18 protein-coding genes and 2 pseudogenes are annotated in these 19,706 nt (G+C 60.6%); 12 read left to right on the top strand and 8 right to left on the bottom strand.

The features are described 5' to 3' along the window. Nucleotides 1-61 precede the first annotated feature (61 nt). Both rsgA and aroA read right to left on the bottom strand, forming a co-directional pair. Nucleotides 62-1,066 (bottom strand): ribosome small subunit-dependent GTPase A, encoded by a 1,005-nt coding sequence (gene rsgA, locus HALAL_RS0116005; RefSeq protein WP_025274965.1) that lies wholly within the window; start codon nt 1,064-1,066, stop codon nt 62-64. 2 nt (nt 1,067-1,068) lie between these two features. Continuing rightward, on the bottom strand, nt 1,069-2,388 hold the full coding sequence (aroA, locus tag HALAL_RS0116000; RefSeq protein ID WP_029768177.1) for a 3-phosphoshikimate 1-carboxyvinyltransferase: 1,320 nt from the start codon (nt 2,386-2,388) through the stop codon (nt 1,069-1,071). A gap of 167 nt (nt 2,389-2,555) precedes the next feature. On the opposite strand from aroA, the gene HALAL_RS0115995 reads away from it, so the two are divergent. The 3 genes from HALAL_RS0115995 to rsrA all read left to right on the top strand — a co-directional run bounded on the left by HALAL_RS0115995 (nt 2,556) and on the right by rsrA (nt 5,070). Continuing rightward, entirely contained in the window at nt 2,556-3,344 is a 789-nt protein-coding gene (locus HALAL_RS0115995) for an SOS response-associated peptidase (RefSeq protein ID WP_025274963.1), read from the top strand. Between the two features lie 640 nt (nt 3,345-3,984). Next, the gene (locus HALAL_RS0115985) at nt 3,985-4,749 is read left to right on the top strand and encodes a sigma-70 family RNA polymerase sigma factor (protein WP_084472053.1); all 765 of its coding nucleotides are present in this window, start codon (nt 3,985-3,987) and stop codon (nt 4,747-4,749) included. A 3-nt stretch (nt 4,750-4,752) separates the two neighbouring features. After that, nucleotides 4,753-5,070 (top strand): mycothiol system anti-sigma-R factor, encoded by a 318-nt coding sequence (gene rsrA / locus HALAL_RS0115980; protein WP_025274961.1) that lies wholly within the window; start codon nt 4,753-4,755, stop codon nt 5,068-5,070. 138 nt (nt 5,071-5,208) lie between these two features. On the opposite strand, the gene HALAL_RS0115975 is transcribed toward rsrA, so the two are convergent. Then, nucleotides 5,209-5,796 carry a TetR/AcrR family transcriptional regulator gene (locus HALAL_RS0115975; RefSeq protein WP_025274960.1) on the bottom strand — a complete coding sequence of 196 codons (588 nt, stop codon included), beginning with the start codon at nt 5,794-5,796 and terminating at the stop codon, nt 5,209-5,211. Nucleotides 5,797-6,184: 388 nt separating this feature from the next. After that, nucleotides 6,185-6,259: a 50S ribosomal protein bL37 gene (locus HALAL_RS19540; protein WP_425402664.1), complete on the bottom strand. Its 75-nt coding sequence runs from the start codon at nt 6,257-6,259 to the stop codon at nt 6,185-6,187. A 536-nt stretch (nt 6,260-6,795) separates the two neighbouring features. Here HALAL_RS19540 and HALAL_RS0115970 point away from each other — a divergent pair. Continuing rightward, the gene (locus tag HALAL_RS0115970; protein WP_025274959.1) at nt 6,796-7,827 is read left to right on the top strand and encodes an SIS domain-containing protein; all 1,032 of its coding nucleotides are present in this window, start codon (nt 6,796-6,798) and stop codon (nt 7,825-7,827) included. Between the two features lie 54 nt (nt 7,828-7,881). Here the strand turns inward: HALAL_RS0115970 and HALAL_RS0115965 are convergent, their stop codons facing one another. From HALAL_RS0115965 to HALAL_RS0115955, 4 genes and pseudogenes are all read right to left on the bottom strand, one after another. Beyond that, nucleotides 7,882-9,048, bottom strand: coding sequence for a DNA-processing protein DprA (locus tag HALAL_RS0115965; protein WP_025274958.1), 1,167 nt, complete (start codon nt 9,046-9,048; stop codon nt 7,882-7,884). Then, complete coding sequence (locus HALAL_RS0115960) at nt 9,045-10,595, bottom strand: YifB family Mg chelatase-like AAA ATPase (protein WP_025274957.1); 1,551 nt, start codon at nt 10,593-10,595, stop codon at nt 9,045-9,047. Before HALAL_RS0115960 ends, HALAL_RS0115965 begins: the two co-directional genes overlap by 4 nt. Nucleotides 10,596-10,611: 16 nt before the next feature. Next, nucleotides 10,612-10,947, bottom strand: a pseudogene (locus tag HALAL_RS19535) (YraN family protein); the annotation flags it as partial. A 5-nt stretch (nt 10,948-10,952) separates the two neighbouring features. Beyond that, nucleotides 10,953-11,534 carry a M23 family metallopeptidase gene (locus HALAL_RS0115955; RefSeq protein ID WP_051463017.1) on the bottom strand — a complete coding sequence of 194 codons (582 nt, stop codon included), beginning with the start codon at nt 11,532-11,534 and terminating at the stop codon, nt 10,953-10,955. 509 nt (nt 11,535-12,043) lie between these two features. On the opposite strand from HALAL_RS0115955, the gene rpsB reads away from it, so the two are divergent. The 8 genes and pseudogenes from rpsB (at nt 12,044) to HALAL_RS0115915 (ending at nt 19,685) form a co-directional block, all read left to right on the top strand. Then, nucleotides 12,044-12,874 (top strand): 30S ribosomal protein S2, encoded by an 831-nt coding sequence (rpsB, locus tag HALAL_RS0115950; RefSeq protein WP_025274955.1) that lies wholly within the window; start codon nt 12,044-12,046, stop codon nt 12,872-12,874. Between the two features lie 11 nt (nt 12,875-12,885). Further along, on the top strand, nt 12,886-13,695 hold the full coding sequence (tsf, locus tag HALAL_RS0115945) for a translation elongation factor Ts (protein WP_025274954.1): 810 nt from the start codon (nt 12,886-12,888) through the stop codon (nt 13,693-13,695). Nucleotides 13,696-13,906: 211 nt separating this feature from the next. After that, the gene (gene pyrH, locus HALAL_RS0115940; RefSeq protein ID WP_029768169.1) at nt 13,907-14,623 is read left to right on the top strand and encodes a UMP kinase; all 717 of its coding nucleotides are present in this window, start codon (nt 13,907-13,909) and stop codon (nt 14,621-14,623) included. Between the two features lie 154 nt (nt 14,624-14,777). Beyond that, nucleotides 14,778-15,335, top strand: coding sequence for a ribosome recycling factor (frr, locus tag HALAL_RS0115935; RefSeq protein WP_025274952.1), 558 nt, complete (start codon nt 14,778-14,780; stop codon nt 15,333-15,335). Then, nucleotides 15,335-16,192, top strand: coding sequence for a phosphatidate cytidylyltransferase (locus HALAL_RS0115930; RefSeq protein WP_025274951.1), 858 nt, complete (start codon nt 15,335-15,337; stop codon nt 16,190-16,192). Before frr ends, HALAL_RS0115930 begins: the two co-directional genes overlap by 1 nt. A 213-nt stretch (nt 16,193-16,405) precedes the next feature. Beyond that, a complete protein-coding gene (gene rlmN, locus HALAL_RS0115925) occupies nt 16,406-17,521 on the top strand; it encodes a dual-specificity RNA methyltransferase RlmN (RefSeq protein WP_029768167.1) in 1,116 nt (371 codons plus the stop codon). Nucleotides 17,522-17,538: 17 nt separating this feature from the next. Then, nucleotides 17,539-17,808: pseudogene (locus HALAL_RS19530) on the top strand (DivIVA domain-containing protein); the annotation flags it as partial. A 1,544-nt stretch (nt 17,809-19,352) separates the two neighbouring features. Continuing rightward, entirely contained in the window at nt 19,353-19,685 is a 333-nt protein-coding gene (locus HALAL_RS0115915; protein WP_025274948.1) for a hypothetical protein, read from the top strand. Nucleotides 19,686-19,706 lie beyond the last annotated feature (21 nt).

Genomic DNA, 19,706 nt, shown 5'->3' with positions numbered 1-19,706 from the left:
TTTCTCCTAGCGTTATACGTGGGTGAAGGCATGAATCGTGCGGTGAACGGGAGTGGTCGCCTTATCGCTCGTAGTCCCTGCGACTGTCATGTAGCGACTGGATCATGCGTCGGAAGGACTCCAACCGAGCCCGGCGGGGATCATCGTCGTTGAAGATCTCGTTGAGAACACAATCGTCACGTCCCTCGGTATGAGTGCAACCCTTGGGACATTCCTGAGCAGCCTCTGCGAGTTCCGGAAAGGCGTCCAACAGCGAATCTACCGTAACGTGGGCCAAGCCGAACGAACGGACTCCCGGGGTGTCGACCACCCACCCTCCGCCCGGAAGCTCGAAAGCGACCGCACTGGTGGAGGTATGACTTCCCTTCCCGATGGCGCGAACATCCCCGACCGTACGATCGGCGTCGGGAATCAAGCGGTTCACCAGGGTGGACTTACCGACACCCGAGTGCCCGAAGAAGACGTTCTCTTTATCCGCCAACAGCTCTCTGAACTGAGCGAGGTCACTGTCAGGCGATACCGCGACGATGGTCAAATCCGTGCCGGTGAAGTAGGAGCGAATGGAATCGAATTGGCCGTCGTCGAGGTCGATCTTCGTGCAGCACAGAATCGGGGAGATCCTGGCCTCCATCGCGGCCACCAGGCAACGATCTACAAAACCGGAGCTGAACGGCGGGTCGGTAACAGACGCGACCATCACCAACTGGTCGACGTTGGCGACGGCGACCCGCTCGTGTGAACTGTCGTCGTCGGCGCTGCGTCGCAACACCCCATGGCGATCCTTGACCCGGACAATCCGCGCCAACGTGTCCTTCTTCCCACTGAGATCGCCGACCACATCGACCCGATCGCCGACCACGACCGACTGCCGCCCGAGCTCGCGCGCCTTCATGGCCGTGATCGGGACGTCGTCGAGCAGACATCGATACCGGCCCCGATCGACACCCACCACGAACGCCGTCCGAGCGTTCTTGTGTTTGGGACGAATCTTGGTTCGAGGTCGGGACTTCTTCGGGGGACGGATGCGGACGTCGTCTTCATCCCAGTCTCGACCTCTGTACACCACGATTAATCGTTCTCCTCGCTGGTCACAAATTCCTCCCAAACCTGTGGAAACCGGGGCCACGTCTTCGACGTACAGGCGACATCGCTCAATTCCACACCGCCAACCGCCAAACCGGCCAGAGCCCCGGCATGAGCCATCCGATGATCATCGTAGGTATCGAAGATACTGGCAGTAGGAACACCCGGGAAAACAGTGAGGCCGTCACGATGTTCGTCCACCGTCGCGCCCAGACGGGTCAATTCCCGCGCGAGCGCGGACAGACGATCCGTCTCGTGGCCGCGAATGTGTTCGACTCCGCGAATCTCCATCTGCCCTTTCGTGACGGCAGCCAAGGCTGCCAAGCAGGGAACCAGTTCGGAACAGTCGGACAAATCCATGGAAATGTTGTGCTTGGTCGGTTCGGCGATCACGGTCAGACCGCCCTTGGACCATTCCCAACGTCCGCCGAGACGCGTGATGATCTCACGTACGTGGTCGCCGGACTGTGTAGTCTCAATCGGCCAGTCGCGTACGGTGACCTGTCCGCCGACGGCCAAGGGCGCCAAGATGAACGGAGCGGCGTTTTGCAAGTCCGGCTCGATGACCCATTCCCGTCCGCGAATGGGTCCGGGACGCACACGCCAGCGATTCGGTTCCGGATTGTCCACCTCGACACCACCCTGACGCAGCATCGCCACGGCCATTTCCAAGTACGGTCGGCTGGGAACGTCGGGTCCGTCATGGCGCAGATCGATGCCCTGCTCAAAACGGGGCGCGGCCAAGAGCAGCGCGGTGATGAATTGTGATGACGCCGACGCGTCGATGGTGGCCTCCCCGCCCTTGACCGTCCCGATACCGCCGACGGTGAACGGCAACGTACCCTTTTCTCCACCTGTAACGGTGACGCCGAGCTGCTGCAAGCCCCGCAGGACCCCGTCGTTCGGGCGCCGGTAGGTGTACGCGTCGCCGTCGAAATGAACGTCTCCACTGCTCAGCGCCGCGACCGGAGGGAGAAAACGCAGGACGGTCCCCGAGAGCCCGCAGTCGATCTCAGCGGAGGTGTCGGCCCGCAATCGCGGCTGTGGGGCCGGCTGTACGTGCCAGCGGGTGGGATCACCCGTATCGATCTGAGCCCCGAGAGACCGCAGACCCTCCACCATGAGCAGACTGTCGCGAGATTCGAGGGGATTGACGATCGTGGACGGGGCATCGGCCAAGGCAGAGAGAACCAAGGCCCGAGCGGTTTGCGACTTCGATCCGGGAATACTGACGGCGGCGTGCAGACGACCGGACCTGTGCGGTGCGTTCCAGCTACGCCGTTCGGGCTTGGTGGTAACCGACATGCCACCCACTTTACTGGAAAACGGCGGTGCCGCACGCGGTCGGATTCGGGACATCCTGGTTCATGAGAAGCGTCCACCGACGCTGTGGGCTCCATACTGCCGGTGGACACCCTGAACTTACCGTCGACATGCAATGGATGTCACACTGTCCTTCTAAAATATGAGCCATGTGCGGAAGATATGTGAATTCCATGTCGGCTCCCGACATGGCCCGAGTGTTCGACGCCGCCGACGAGACCGATACCGAATGGAACGGCAGCTACAACGTCGCTCCGACCCAATCCGCGCCGATCATCGTCCGCGACACCGCTGCCGACGGCGAGGAAGACCGGGAAACGTCCCGAATTCTCCGCATGGCGCACTTCGGTCTCATTCCCTCGTGGTCGAAGGACAGCTCGATGGCGACCCGCATGATCAACGCCCGAATCGAGACGGTGTCCACGTCACGCGCCTACCGCAAACCCTTCTCGGTCCGCCGAGCTGTCGTCCCGGTATCCGGCTGGTACGAATGGCAGGCCGTACCCGGGGCCAAGAAACAGCCGTATTTCTTCACATTCGGGCCCGATACCCCAATCGCGCTCGCCGGGCTGTGGGAACGGTGGAAGCCCAAGGGGAGTGACGCGGGTGTGACCTGGAGCTTTACGATCGTTACGTGTCCGGCCGGATCGTCGCGTATGGCGGATATCCATCCGAGAATGTCTTATGTGCTGCCTACCGGCCGAATCGCGGAGTGGCTGGGTGAAGGTTCGGCCTCCACCGACGACCTCCTCCGTGGTCCCGCAGCGGACGATGTGGCGAGTCTGGAGGTGTACCCGGTTTCTCGTTCGGTGGGTGCGGTGCGTAATAACGGTCCCGAACTTGTGGAACGGGTCGCTGTGGACGTCGGTTCCGACACCGATGTGGCCGGACGGAAAGTTGCCGAGAAATCCGATTCGGATACCTTGCCGGGGCTGTAGTCGTCGAACCGATTGTCCGTCCGGGGCGGAGGACGGCGGCCGTATGGTCGCCTGTGCTCGGCATATCGGACATCGTGGGAACCGCGCGTGGGCGACCGAGTGGCGTGATGGTGTCAACCGCCGTGATGCGTCACCCCGGTGGTGCCGAGGCCGGATGGGGAGGCGTGCTTCGTCAACGCATCATCCGATCTCGTGGCACCACCGTGAGGCGCATCGTTCGGTAGTGTGTTTTTGCTGTAGCCGTCTTGCGAGACTGACCCTTGCCGCCCTGAAGCGGGCGACGTACACAGTCGTTCCTCGAAAGCGTCCCGGTCGCCTTCCGACCGCCACGGAGAACGGTACGGCAGCGAACCGGGCCGATGCCGACACGACTGTGCGGACGGCTCCACCACGGAGTCGTCGGATCAATCCAGCAAGGTTGACATGCAAACTAGTCGCTTTTTGCGTTGCCGTCAACCTCCACCGAACACTTCGTCTAACTGTGGAATGTCACGGCCGGTTACGACCGATGCGCTATGCGGTGCCACACAATCGATCGACGTCAAAGTTGCGATGACTTCGCCCCTGTGGCTCTTGTCATACGGGAAATATTCGGGTCGTATTCGGTGTTGTTCGGGTACGACTTCGGGAGGTTTAAGGTATGACGATGACGATCGACACCCCATCGGTGGCCAAGGCGAAGGCCCCGGTTCAGAACGACGGTTCTGTGGAGGCCACGGACGGAGAGTCTAAACTTGGCAACGTGACAGTCAATAGCGTCGTAGGCTCGAAGGCATCCCCGAGGAAAGAGGAGCCGGTGACGCCTAGCACGACTTCAGAGACCATCGAACAGCAGCGAGCGCGTTTCGAGCGCGAAGCGATGCCGTTGTTGGATCAACTGTACGGCGCGGGGCTGCGCATGACTCGAAATCCCGCCGACGCCGAAGACCTGGTGCAGGAAACCTATCTCAAGGCGTACGCTAAATTTCACCAGTTCAAAGAGGGAACCAACCTCAAGGCGTGGATGTATCGGATTCTGACCAATACTTATATCAACTCCTATCGGAAGAAGAAGCGTCAACCTTTGACGTCTCCGACCGAGGAGATCGCCGACTGGCAATTGGCGGACGCCGAATCCCATTCGTCCAAGGGACTGCGCTCGGCCGAGGTGGAGGCGCTCGACCGTCTCCCCGACTCCGATGTCAAGGATGCGCTGCAGGAACTCGGCGAGGACTTCCGAATCGTCGTCTACCTTGCCGATGTGGAGGGGTTTTCCTACAAAGAGATCGCCGACATCATGGGTACGCCGATCGGGACGGTCATGTCGCGCCTGCACCGTGGTCGGCGACAGCTACGTGAACAATTGAGCTCCTACGCCGCTCAATACGGAGCCTCCAAAGGCTCAGACGACACCAAGGAGAAGTAAACGATGTGCGAGGAATCGAAGAAAGCCGGCCAGGAGGACTGCGGCGATGTCATTGAGGCGGTCTATCTGTACCTGGACAACGAGTGCTCTGAGAGCCGTCGCACGGTCATTCGTCAGCACTTGGAAGAGTGCTCTCCCTGCCTGTCCGAATACGGCATCGAACAGGAAGTACGAACCCTGGTGCACCGTTGCTGTTCCCAGGAGAAAGCTCCCGACGAGGTGAAGGACCGTCTGAAGGAGAAGCTCGCCGCCATCGACAAGGTGGGTGATTCGCTCTGGACCGAGGAGCGCGAACGAGCCTCCGAGCAGAGCGAGACATAAGGCGCTGCACCGCGTGGGACCGCACCGACGACCGATTGAACGTCGTCGGAATCGTCCCGTCCCCTCAGGTGTTCGGTCGTCCCGGCCGGCCGCCGGTACGGTTCTCGCTTTCGAGTCCCGTATCCGTACCGGGACGCGTTACTTCGACGTTGGGTCGATGTTTTTGGCGTTCGCTTCTATGAGGCTTTCCGAGATGGCCAATGCGGCGTCTCGTAGCTCCACATCCGATTCGCGTCGCCCGCGAAAGGTGACCCATGCGGAGTACAGCGTGGTGAGGGCGTCCCAGGCGCGAAGTCGATGTAGGAGGGGCGCGTCGTCCTCCACAAGGAGATCGCGGAGACGATTGAGGCGTTGACGGAATACCGACCCTCTGTCCAGAGTCGTCAGAGCCGCTTGGTTGTGCTGCATGAATTTCATGACCGGTACGTGTGACCGTACAACTTCGGCGTATCGGCGCAGCAATTCAATCCGATTATCGAGAGTCCGGGGCAGAGCCTCTCCCCATTCGCAAATCGCGTCCACGTCGGCGGCGTACGAGTCGAAGAAGGACGCCGCGATGTCCTCTTTGGTTTTAAAATGGTAGTAGAGAGCCGCCTTCGTCAGTCCGAGCTGTTCGGCGATCTCCCGAAGCGACGTCCGCTCGTAGCCGTTGTCACTGAACAGTTCTATGGCGGTTCGTTGTATGCGTTCACGAGTCGAATCGGGATTATGCGATGTCTGGGTCATGTGTCATTTCCGTGGGCGTGGCCCTCGTCCGGGCGCCATAACGTGCTGCTGCATTGCCTGGGCAATGGATATTCATGGTACCGGTGTGCAGAAGTGAGACCAGAAGCGGTCAAACGGCCTGCACTCTGCCCGAAGTCGGGCCGAGATCGTGCCTTCTACGGGTATGAGCGGAACCATGGAGCAAAAACAACGTAATCGTACGGCGCACAGGATGATGGCGAATGGTGTGCCTCAATCGGACGTGCCGATGGAAGCCGAGCGTCATATTTACTTATAGTATTTATCCAGATTAGGATAAACCCCGACTCTGTGTCGGGGCAACAGCCTTGAGGTACCCGGTCCGTCCAGTTCACTCGAACCCCACGTTGATATCGCGGGGTTCGGGCGCTCAGCTATTCGGGCGGCGACCGTGGTTGGCGTTCTTCTTCTTGCGCGCCTTGCGTTTACGTGCGGCTTTGGCCATCTGTCCGCGATTCCTCTCCAGGTGTGACGTCTCGACATTGCGACATTCGATCCGCAGTGCCGTTCGTCATGGTCGCGGTGCGGATGACATCGCCTCCTTGTCTCCGGGCCCTATTTCGCTCGAATGGAGTCGTGACAGGGAAACCGGATGGCCCCAGGTTAACCCGGAGACGCCGTTATCGCAGAACCCTCGCGATATGCGTGTTTTGTCACGCCACAATCGCCATGATCTGTTCGAGATGGAGTGGACGTGACGAGTTTTAGGGAACTATCCTAACTATGATAGTTTGTAATGCAAAACCTCAAGTATCGCGCAAAAGTGTGCACACAATGAACGTATTCTGATTGTTCCACCGATCTGAGCGGGATGGAACGAATGCACGTGACGTACACGGATGACTGGGTTTGTCGCCGGTTCCACGACGGAATGCGAATGAAGATTGGAGAATCGGTAGTGAACCTGAGATGCTCGAGGATTGCTGATGTGCAAGGAGCGCTAAAGTGAACGACACGACGCAGGTCAGGCCCGGCGCGGGAATGGCAGCGGACATCGCCGAGCAGCCGCAGGTGATGGCCGGTCTCATTGACAACGGCCAGAGCGACATCGCCGAAGTCGCCGCCGCTATCGCGGAACGTCGGCCGCGGTCGATTGTATTTACCGCACGCGGTACCTCCGACCACGCCGCACTGTACGGCGCCTATCTCTCAGAAATCCGCCTTGGCATTCCGGCGGGATTGGCGTCCCCCAGCGTCGTCACGGTGTACGATTCGCAGCCGAATTGGAAGGACTCCCTGGTAGTCGCGGTGAGCCAGTCTGGTGGATCACCGGATTTGACGAAGGTTCTCAACGCGGCCCGGGAATCGGGGGCGATGACACTTGCCGTCACCAACAACCCCAATTCGCCACTGGCCGCCGCCGCTGAATACCATATCAATGTATCCGCAGGTCACGAACGAGCTGTAGCTGCCACTAAGACCTATACGGCCGAGCTATTGGCCCTGTTCCTCCTTTTTGAAGGGATGCGAAGCGAGACCGGTGCGCTCGACTCAAGCGACTCTGAATTGCTGGCACAGCTGCCGACCCTGGCATCAGACGTACTGGCCGATCGCACCGCAGCCGACCTGGCGAGCCGGTACCGTTTCGCCGAGCGGTTCGTGACCACCGGTCGGGGATACGCCTACCCCACCGCTCGCGAAACCGCCCTGAAGCTTATGGAAACGTCGTACCTCCCCTCTCTGGCGTTCTCGGGTGCCGACCTACTGCACGGCCCCTTGGCGATGACCGACCCGGGTGTTCCGGTTCTGGCCGTAGTCGGATCCGGACCGGGTGGGAACGCCATGTACGATGTGTTGTCGCGCTTGGAAGATCAGCGAGCCGACATTGTCGTGGTCGGCCCGAAGGACCTTCCGGGACAGACCGCACGAATGACCACCCCGGCAATAGACGAGCGGTTCGCCGCCTTCCTGGACATTCTCCCCTTGCAGCAGCTCGCACTGCACCTTGCCTTGCAACGTGGTGAGAATCCCGATGCCCCACGCGGCCTCAAGAAGGTGACCGAAACCGTTTAAAGGGAACCACGGCTTGATCGTGCAACGGTGTTGCGCCGATCGAGCCGTGTGTCCTCATTGCGGGGGAATACCCGCTCGCAGCGGCTTCCACCGTCCGTTGACCTCCGCCACCCAACCCGCTGCGGCCAGATTCATGAGGCATTCGCGGGCATGAGTGACGGGAAGACCGACCTCGGCCGCAAGTTCGGTTTCTTCGCGCACCCAACCGGGGCACAGGGCTTCATAGATCCGTACACAGTCGTGGTCCCAGCCGTCGAGCGGCCGATTGTCGGCGGCCCCCGGAAACACCGGTTCGGGAATGAACCCGGATACATCGGCGATCACCTCCGCGGCCGATGTCACCAAGCGAGGTTCCCAGCACTCTCGCGCCAACTGATGCACGCCCGCCGACGTGATCGAGGTGATCGGACCAGGCGTGTACATCAATGTTCGGTCCAGCTCCGCTGCCAGCCGGGCCGTGTGTTTGGCTCCGGAACGCGGAGCCGCCTCCACCACTACGGTTCCGACCGACAGGGCGGCGATCGCTCGGTTGCGAATGAGAAACCGGTAACGTCGTGGTTCGCAGCCAGGAGGCCATTCACTGACAAGAGACCCACGCTGTTCAATCAGTTCAAAGAGTCGTGCATTTCCACTGGGATACGGTCGGTCGACCCCGCCGGCGAGTACCGCCACCGTGGTGGCCTCCCTACTGACCGCCCCCAGATGGGCGGCACGATCGATACCGTAGGCACCGCCGGAAACAATCGTCCATCCCGCCTCACCCAGGTCTCCGGCCAGCTGATCGCTTACAAACCGGCCGTAATCGCTGGCCGCTCGGGCACCGACAATAGAGATCGAGCGTTCACAGATCGCCGACAGGTTCGTCGCACCTCGCACCCATAGGCATCGTGGCGGCCGCAGATGCGGCTGATCCTCAGTAGCCAACAACTGCAATTCGTGTAGCCGTTGTGGCCACTGTGGGTCAGTGGGAATCAGCACCGTCGCTCCGCACGAATCACCGGCACTGCGCAATTCGTCCGCATGTGCGACGGGATCACGAATACGCTCGACCACCGCCGACGTCAGGTGATGCAAGCGCTCTGGCAAGTCACGCTCCCATATGGCCTCGACCGCAGCCACCGGCCCCACTTCACCGAGGAAATCATCCAGTTCCGCTTCCCCGGGCTCAATGATCGACGACAGCACCATAAGAGCCGCACGCGGTCCAGCATCGAATTTCACAGAGCCCCACCTCGCACTCCCACCCGATATTCACAGGCAGTGGCCACATCATCCGCCTGCGGACGCTCCTTGCCCGCCAAATCACCGATGGTCCACGCCAGTTTCAGGGCACGGTCGTACCCGCGTGGCGTGAGCCGTTCGTGGCGGAGGAGCGAATTCAACTCGCGCGTCACCGAAGCGGGCAGACGCCAGGTGGTAGATCGCAACCGAGAAGGAGGAACGTCGGCGTTGCAGGCCCACCTTTCACCCGCTGTGGACCATCGGTGCCGTGCCGCTTCGCGTGCCTCGGCCACCCGGCGAGCCGCCACGGCGGTCGCCTCCGCTGTGGGCTGCTCATCCAGAAGGGCCGCTGGTGAAGGTGGACGCACCTCCAAGTGAAGATCAATGCGATCCAACAACGGCCGCGACAGTTTAGCGAGGTAACGTCGGCGTTTACCAGGAGCACAGGTGCAATCCATCGGTCGTGCCGCCGCGCAGGGACACGGATTGGCCGCCAACACCAGGAGAGCCCGTGCGGGAAACCGCACGATATTGTGTGCTCGATGGAGTACGACCTCCCCGCTCTCCAACGGTTCACGCAGGCCGTCCAGAACCTCTCTCTTCCATTCGGGCGCCTCATCGAGAAACAGCACCCCACGGTGCGCCAAAGACAGCGCCCCCGGCCCGATCTCACGGTGGCCGCCGCCCAAAAGCGACTGCATGGTACTGGAATGATGCGGTGCTTGAAACGGAGGGCGCTGAATCAACCGCACGCGGGAGCCGTCATGAGCCTCGCGCAAGGAATGCAGGGACGTTACCTCCACCGCCTCGCTACGACTCAAAGGCGGCAGCAATGCCGGCAACCGCTCCGCCAACATCGTCTTTCCCGAACCGGGAGGCCCGATGAGAAACAGATTATGTCCCCCGGCCGCCGCCAGTTCCAGGGCCGTTCGTTCACGTTGTTGCCCCCTCAGATCCGACAGGTCAGGGCCCTGATCACGGCGGTCCTCCTCCGCCGGGGACGGCGGAGGGAGGTCGCATTTCCCGTGCAGCCATGAAACGAGCTCGGTCAACGTGTCCGGCGCGACGATACGCAAACCGTCGATCAATGCCGCCTCAGCCGCATTGGCGGGAGACACGATCGCGGTGCGGACACCGGAATCCCGCGCGGCGGAGAGTGCCGGAAGCACCCCCGGAACGCCCCGCAGGCTGCCGTCCAGTCCCAACTCGGCCAGCAGAACGGAATCGGTCAACGGACCGTCTGGAATGACGTCGGAGGCGGTCAGAATGCTCACCGCCACGGCCAAATCCACCGCCGAACCACGGGTGGGAACGGACGCCGGAGCGAAATTGACCGAGGTGACCTGTTCGGGAAGGTGCAGAGACGAGTTGGCGATGGCAGAACGAATCCGTGTCTGACTTTGAGAAACAACGCTGTCGGGCAGCCCCGACATGAGAAAACGTGCCGAATCCCCATTTGCGGCCGCTTTGACCACTGAGGTTTCGACGGTGACCAGAGTGCCCTCCGCTCCCAGAAGACATACCGTCATGACTTTCCCGTAACCCATGATGCACCCCATGCACATGTTCGACCTCGCAACGGTTGTTGCGCATAACGACCACCCCAACCACATCGATCCGAATCCTTTGATACGGCAGATCGCGTTCCCTTGCCCAGGAACGCACCGCACGACGCACCCGTTCCAACTGCGCGGACGTGAGTTCGTCGAACGGGTGACATCGGCTCGTCTCCGATCGGGTTTTCACCTCACAACCCACCAAAGTCGTGCGATCACGTGCGATAACGTCCACCTCCGATGTCCCATGCCGCCAATTTCGTGCCGCGATATGAAAACCGTCCCGACGCAAATGCGTCACCGCCAATTGCTCACCGATACGCCCCAGACTCCGCGCCGACATGTTGGTCATGACTCCGCCACCTCCGTCCTGGTAGGGAGTAGACGCACCGAGCCTTGACCCCACAAAGCAAGAGGATCGAGATACTCCTCGTCAGACCGCACCCCAAAATGCAGCACCACCGCGGAACCGGGACCACCGTGCCCCGGGGTGACCCGGCCTACTTCGTCGCCCGCCGATACGCGCTCGCCGTCGTCCACCACCGGGTTCACCGGTTCATAGGTGGTGCGCAAACCGTTGTCGTGGATAATAGACACCACCCCTCGGTCGGCCACCCGACCGGAATACGACACCACTCCGTCGCCGGAGGCTCGCACGACAGCACCCGCACTGACGGCGAGGTCGATGCCTCGATGTCCCGGCTGCCAGGGCTGGGGAGGGGGATGGAAATCGCGAGTGATCGCATTCCCTTCGGTCGTCGGTGCCAGCCAATCTGATGTGACGGTCTGCTCCGTTTCGGACTGGCTGTCATGGTCGCGGATCGGTCCATCGGCTCGGGCCGGATGCTGGGAAGGCTGACCGAAGAGAGCGGCGATGGCTGTGACCCCCGCTAGAACCACTGTGATGAAAAACGTAATCGTGCGTCTCATGGGGAAAGAATCGGACACATTATCGGTAAAGCCAAGGAATTATCAGGCCTGTGTATAAAGCTGTGGATAAGGATTGTTGCGCCTGAAAGGCGAATAAATCAGACGATACGACAATAATGTGAAACCGATTCGATTATCTGTTGCACAGTGGAAATAAAAGCGGAATTCCGGCTTTGACCCAATACGACACGCCGATCTCAGCGAGTCGTACGAGTACAGAGCCGCCCAGATGGGATGGTCTTTCATCAGTCAATCGGTTAGGTCTGGCGTCACTGTGTCCGACCGTGCTGGTCAAGCCAGATGTCCAGCACGTACACTGGGGGAAGCGACCTAGGCGGATTCCGCCCGGGTTGACTTCGCGCATCTGTGATGGCCGAGGCGATCGGCCGTATGCGTCGGCTCTACAGGTCTGCCTCCGCAAAGCAGTGGCAGTGGGCTGCGTTCAGATGCCAGGAGCGACGGTTCACCGAGCCGTCGCAGGAAACCGAAAACTACGAAAGGAAGCAACCGTGGCGGTTGTTACTATGCGCCAGCTGCTTGAAAGCGGCGTGCACTTCGGGCACCAGACCCGGCGCTGGAACCCGAAAATGAAGCGTTTCATTCTGACCGAACGTAATGGTATTTACGTCGTCGACCTGCGTCAGACCGTGGACTACGCGGTCAAGGCTCACGACTTTGTGAAGAACATCGTGGCCGAGGGCGGCAAAGTCCTCTTCGTGGGAACCAAGAAGCAGGCTCAAGAAGCCATCACCGAGCAGGCTCAGCGGGTCGGCATGCCGTACGTCAACCACCGGTGGCTCGGCGGTATGCTCACCAACTTCCAGACGATCAAGAAGCGCTTGATGCGTCTGAAGGAACTCGAAATCATCGAGGCGAACGGTGCTCCGGGGCGTACGAAGAAGGAAATGCTCCAGTTCATGCGCGAAAAGGACAAGCTTGAGCGTTCCTTGGGCGGTCTGCGCGACATGGACAAGCTGCCTCAGGCGGTTTGGATCGTGGACACCAAGAAGGAGCACATCGCCGTGGGCGAGGCCCGCAAGCTCGGCCTTCCGGTTGTGGCCATTCTGGACACGAACTGCGATCCCGACGAGGTCGACCACCCGATCCCGGGTAACGACGATGCCATCCGTTCGGTATCGCTGTTGACCAAGATCGTCGCCGACGGTATCGCGGAAGGTGTTCTGGCCCGTTCCTCCGGCGCCGAAACCGACGCCGGTAAGGACTCCGGTGAGCCTTTGGCCGAATGGGAGAAGGACCTCCTGGAAGCCGACAAGACGACCCAGACTGAGAAGGTCGTGGAGCCTTCCGGCGAAAAGACCGAAGAAGCTGCGGAGAAATAGGAAAGAGAAGCATGGCCAACTACACGATGGCTGATGTCAAGCGCCTGCGTGAGATCACCGGTGCCGGAATGATGGACGTCAAGAAGGCTCTCGAGGAGAGCGACGGCGACTTCGACGCCGCCGTTGAGGCTCTCCGTATCAAGGGGGCCAAGGACGTCGGTAAGCGTGCGGAACGTACCACGGCTCAGGGACTCGTTGCCGAATCTGGCAACACCCTCCTGGAGCTTCGCTGTGAAACCGATTTTGTGGCGAAAGCCGGTCCGTTCGTCGAACTGGCGCAGAGCCTGGTGGAACTGGCCGACGAGGTACGGCCCGCCGACGTCGCCGCGTTCCTGGAAGCGAAGATGGGCGAATCGACCGTAGCCGACACGATTCAGACCGAGTCGGCCAAGATCGGGGAAAAGATCGAAATCGGTCAGATCGGTTCGCTGGACGGTGAGGTCGTGGCCTACATGCACCGCCGTTCCGCCGATCTTCCTCCCGCCGTCGGTGTTCTGATCTCCTACACCGGAGACAAGGAAGCCGCACGTCAGACGGGTATGCAGATCGCCGCTATGCGTCCCAAGTTCCTCACTCGCGACGAGGTTCCGGCCGAGACGGTCGAGGCGGAGAAGCGTGTCGCCGAGGAAGCGGCGAAGGAAGAAGGAAAGCCGGAGCGCGCCCTGCCTAAGATCATCGAAGGCAAGGTCAACGCGTTCTACCGCGACTTCGTGCTGTTGGAACAGAATTCCGTCGTGGAAAACAAGAAGACCGTCCAGCAGGTATTGGATGAGGCCGGTGCGAACGTAACCGGGTTCATCCGCTTCGAGGTCGGACAATAATTTAACCTTTCAGCACCCCCAAAGCATCTCCTCATGGGATGTGGATCGGGTGGAGTGTGGGGCGGCGGTCACGACCGTCGCCCCACACTCGTAACACCGGCCTTCTCATGTGGATTAATGCAGTCGAAGACTATTGCCGGGAAGTGATGGTAGCTTCCCTGGCGTATACATGCAATCCGCGTCCGTGACTGACTGGAGTGAGGAAGCCGGTATGAGCTATGACAACTACCGCCGTGTCGTATTGAAATTGTCGGGAGAGGCCTTTGGGGGAGGCGCTGTAGGGGTTGACCCCGATGTCGTGCAGAGAATTGCCGGTCAGGTGGCCAACGCGGCTTCACAGGGCGTACAGGTATCGGTAGTGATCGGAGGCGGAAACTTCTTCCGCGGGGCCGAACTGCAGAAACGTGGTATGGAACGAACTCGGGCCGATTACATGGGCATGTTGGGCACGGTCATGAACTGTCTGGCTCTACAGGACTTCCTGGAGAAGGAAGGCATAGACACGCGGGTGCAAACGGCGATTTCGATGGCCCAAGTCGCGGAAGCCTATATTCCCCGACGCGCAATCCGACACATGGAAAAGGGGCGCGTGGTCATATTCGGCGCGGGTGCCGGTCTGCCTTATTTCTCGACCGACACCGTGGCCGCGCAACGAGCTCTGGAGGTCGGAGCCGATATCGTGCTGATGAGCAAAAACGGTGTCGACGCGGTGTACACGGCCGATCCTCGGGTGGATCCGACCGCGGAAAAGATTGACGATGTGACCTATGACCAGGCGTTGAAGGATGAACTCGCCGTTGTGGACCAGACGGCCTTCAGCCTCTGTAAGGACAACGCCTTGCCCATGTTGGTGTTCGGTGCGGACGGAGACGACAACCTGTGCCGTGCCATCACCGGCGAACGACTGGGTACGCTTATTCACGCCTGACGAGTTCGTACCGTGTGTCCGGTTCGGTCGCGGAACCATGACCGACCGGCGTCGACTCGACGGGATTCCGGGACGCCATGCTCGTCCCGACCACCTATGCGACGACAATTGAAGTCGATATGATGAGATTTTCCGAACAGAATGTGAGTAAGCTGTGATTGACGAGATTTTGCTTGAAGCGGAGTCGAAGATGGACGGCTCGATGAGTCATGCCCGAGAAGAGTTCGCCGCGATCCGCACGGGGCGCGCTTCATCGGCGATGTTCAACCGGGTGACGGTGGATTATTACGGTGCTCCTACACCGTTGACTCAGCTGGCTTCCATTGGAATTCCGGAACCGCGCATGGTTATTGTCAAGCCGTTCGACAGTTCCCAGATGGGCGACATCGAGCGTGCGATACGCAATTCCGATTTGGGGCTGAATCCGGCGAATGAAGGGACGCAACTGCGTCTGAACCTGCCGCCCATGACCGAAGAGCGTCGCCGGGATATGGTCAAGCGTGCTAAGACGAAGGGCGAAGACGCTAAAATCGCCATTCGCAACGTTCGCCGTAAGGCGAAGGAAGAAATCAGCAAGCTGGTTAAGGACTCGGACGTTTCAGAGGATGAAGGTCACAGCGCCGAAAAGGAGCTGGATGATCTGACCTCCGGTTACGTCACTCAGATTGACGAGCTTATGCAGTCCAAAGAAAACGAGCTGCTTGAATTCTAATGAACCCGTCGAACGACACCCCGACAGAGGACTCCACCGAACCCGCTTCCCCGTCTCCGGGCCGTAACCTGCCCATCGCGATCGGGGTCGGGGTCGGTTTGGGGGCCGTTGTCGTTTTCGCTCTTCTCTGGCAGTCGATCATATTCTTCGGTCTGGGATCCGTCGCATTGGCATTGGCCTGCTGGGAAGTCTCCACCGCGATGAACAGAGCGGGCCGACGGGTTCCGATTTGGCCGGTGACGGCATGCGGCCCGTTCATTGCCGCCATGGCATGGTTCGGTGGCGGAACGGGCCTGGCCTTGGGCACCGCATTGGCGGTCGCGGGAATCCTGGTCTGGCGGTTGGCCGAGGGCGCCAGCAGATATCGCACTGACGTCGCCTCCTCCGTGCAGACTCTGATTCAAGTCCCGTTCCTCGCGGGGTTCATCCTCCTTTTGGCCACTTCGGGAGAGAACGGACCTCTGCAGGTGTTGATCTTGCTGCTGATGGTCGTCCTGTCGGATACCGGCGGATACACCGCTGGAGTACTGGTCGGCAACCACCCCATGACTCCGTCGATCAGCCCGAAGAAGTCCTGGGAAGGACTCGGCGGTTCCGTCTTGGCCGCGGCTCTGGGGGGAGGCCTGGCGTGCCATTTCATATTCGAGTTCCCGTTCTATTTGGGCCTGGCGTTCGGGGCCTCGGTCGCCTTGGCTGCTACGCTGGGCGATCTAGCGATATCCGTCCTTAAACGGGACCTCAATATCAAGGATATGAGTCATTTGATTCCAGGTCACGGAGGGCTTATGGATCGACTTGACTCGATTGTCATGGCGGCGCCGGTCGGGTACCTCTGGTTTGCTTACCTGCTGGGATGACAGAACTGCAATAATCCGAATAAGCCGTGACACGACCGAGTTGTTTAGCGTCGCATTCGGTCGAGTGACGATGAAGGTCATATCGTCTCAGAGTCGGTATAATCTGTGACTTCTGCCTAGTGAGAAGGACCGAACAGCCGGTAGTCGGTACTTGAACGGGCACCTGATGCGATTGGCAATACCCACCTATTTCATGCGAGACTGGATCACGACATGTCTGTAGCACTAACCTTGAGCGAACCGAGGCAGCGCACCAAGCCGCCCCGGCATCTCGCCGACCTCAGCCTGACCGATTGCCAGCAGATCCTGACGGATATGGGACAACCGGCGTTCCGCGCTAAACAAATCCGGCGGCAATATTACGCGCGGCATGTGACCGACGCGATCTCCATGACCGACCTGCCGGCCGACGCCCGTGACTCCATCGGTGAGGCATTGCTGCCACAGCTACTGGCCCCGGTGAAAGTAGATTCCTGCGATAACGGGGAGACGGTGAAGGCGGCGTGGCGACTGTACGACAATGCCCTGGTGGAAAGCGTTATCATGTCGTACCCGGATCGGGTAACCGCATGTATTTCCTCTCAGGCCGGGTGCGGAATGGCCTGCCCCTTCTGCGCGACCGGACAGGCTGGACTGACACGTAACCTGTCGACGGCCGAGATCGTCGACCAAGTCGTCCATGCCGCCAAGATCTCCGAGGAACGCGGACTTGGCAGGCTCAGTCATATTGTATTTATGGGTATGGGAGAGCCACTTGCCAACTGGGCGCGATTGAAGAAGGCCTTGCGCATCATCACCGCTCCGAATCCGGAGGGAATCGGGCTTTCCGCGCGTCACGTTACCGTTTCGACGGTGGGATTGGTTCCCGCGATCCGTAAATTGGCCGAGGAAGACCTGCCGGTGACTCTGGCGATCTCGCTACACGCTCCCGACGACGAGCTGCGCGATGAGCTGGTACCGATCAACAATCGCTGGAAGGTTTCCGAGGTTTTGGAAGCGGCCTGGGATTATGCGGCTAAGACCAAACGTCGGGTATCGATCGAGTACGCCATGATTCGGGATATGAACGATCAACCGTGGCGGGCAGATCTGTTGGCGCGCAAGCTAGCGGGTAAGTTGGCGCATGTTAATCTGATACCACTTAACCCCACCCCGGGAAGTAAATGGGATGCCTCTCCCGCCCCAGTTCAAGACGAATTCGTGGCGCGACTACGTGCCGGTGGCGTACCGACTACGGTGCGTGATACACGTGGCCAGGAAATTGATGGCGCTTGCGGGCAGTTGGCCGCTGCTGTGGAGCAAGATCAACGTCAAGACGCGGCCAATTAGGGAAGGTGACTCATACAGTGGCTAGTCAAGGTGATCGTTTTCGGAGGCGAGCGCTGAGTCGGGGATACAAGGTCGATGAAGTGGACGACTTCCTTGACCGTGTGGAAGCAACTCTCGCGGGAGAGCCTGTCGGCAACTCGCCGGTCACTGCCAATGAAGTCGACGACGTAGTATTTCGGGTTCGATTCGGGGGATATGACGAGTGGCAGGTCGATGTTTACCTCGATCGTGTCGCACGGCAATTGGCCGAACTGGAAGAACGCGGAGTATTGGGTTCCGCGCCCGCCCCGGATTACAGCAAGGTAGGGGAGTTGGAGGCAAAACCGGAGGCTGGCGGTTTTGCCGCCCCCGCACCGGCTCCTTCCATCAGTCCAGAACCGAATGCCTTCGCCGCCCCCGCGCCTCCGGAGCCGAATCCCGGTCAGCCCACCACCGTCATGCCCGCTCAGCGGGGGTCGGATCCGGATCCGGAAGGGTTCGCACATTTGCGAGCAGATGACGATGAAGGTTTCGGACACTTGGCTCCGCCACCTCAAGGTGCGGCGGAGGACGACCCCTTCGCACAACGGCCCCCGTCACCGCAGCCTGGGCCTCCAATGGACAGCGGAACGCCCCCGCAACAGCCACAGCCGGGATCGGGTTTCGCGCCGATACAAAGCGACGACACGTTCGTGCCTGCGAATTACGCCTCCACCCCCCACCGCGACGGTCCCCCCGACCCGGCCGCTGCCACGCAACAGCTGCCATTGGCCGGGGCACAGCCTGGACCGGCCTCTCCTGTCCCCCCGGGCTATGATGCGCGTCCGACTGCGGGGCCGCAGGGTGAGAATCCGGCGTCTCCACAGCAGCCGTCCATGGGTGAAACTCCGGCTTCGCCACAGCAACCTTCGTTCGGCGGTCCGGCTGGGCCTGCGGGGCCCGCGGTTCCACCGCAAGCACCAGACGCTGAAGCCGCGGGTTTCGGAGCGGCCTATTCCGACCAGCGGGCCGACCGCTTCTCCGATACGGGGTCCCGTCGGGCCGCACCGGTGGAGCCGTCGACTCCGAGCACACCGGCTCGGGGTTTTCCCGCTCCGGAACCGACGTCCGTGGACGTCCCACTCGCCGGCGGCAGGCGCCCCGGTCGAACCGGCGGGTACGACGATACCGGTGGATTCACCGCGCAGCAGCCCCCGAACAGTCCAGGGGAATACGCCAGAGGTGCACCACCGCCCTCGGAGGACGCACCATATGGGGGTGGCGCGTATACCAGCGGCTATGAACGTGGTTTGCCACCGCAACAACAGACCGGCGCTCATAATCCGGTACCACCTCCACCGCAAACCGGGGCGTATAACCCGCCGCCGCAGCATGACATGCCTCAGTCTCATCGGGGTGGTTTCGGCACCGCTCGGGCAGCGGCCGCCCCACCTCCCGCAGAGCAACCACAGCGCCCGGCACATCCGTACGAGGGACATGCGTTCGATCCCCCCGGGCGCCATGGTCGTGAGGAAATGACGACCGAAATGCGTTCGACCGACTCCCCGTTCAGCGCCGATGACCTCCATCGCTTGGAGACTTTGCGGCGCGGATTCCAACCTCGACGTTTTGGCTCGGGTTACGACCCAGGCCAGGTCAACCGCGTTTTCGACGCCGTCACCAACTACATGACCGGTCGTAGCGAGATGCCGCTGGGCGAACGTGAGTTGGATATAAGCCAGTTCTCGCTGGTGCAAGGGGGATATTTTGAAGCGGAAGTGGAGTCGGCTCTGCGCGAGATCCGCGATATCTTCGTCAGCCGAGGTCAGATGGGTTAAGAGGGACTATAGCGAAGGAGAGTGGTTACAGCGCCATGTCGGCATACGAGCTCTATCAGGAACTGGACACCTATACTTCGGCTCTCCTCCACCAGGTGGACACCGGTGACGCGGAGGTTCGCCTCCTACGGCACGCTCCTGAAGGGGGATACCGGGAAATGGCGTCACGGGTGCGAAACGTGACCATGTTGGCGCAGCAGGGCGGTAAGGCGAACATGTCCTTCCTTAAAATGCAGAAGCAGATGCAGGGCATGGGCAGTGCTGGTATGAACACGGGCCACCTTGATACGATCAAGGCCCGAATCCGTGAACGCAACCTCGACATCTGCCGTTTTTGCTATCCCGATCAGAACATCGATCCGGTCTAGATCGTCCCCGTCCGGTACGGA

It is taken from the genome of Haloglycomyces albus DSM 45210 (assembly GCF_000527155.1).
Taxonomy (GTDB): domain Bacteria; phylum Actinomycetota; class Actinomycetes; order Mycobacteriales; family Micromonosporaceae; genus Haloglycomyces; species Haloglycomyces albus.
Note: the sequence above shows the minus strand (reverse complement) of the source record. Positions and strands in the feature narration are given on the sequence as shown.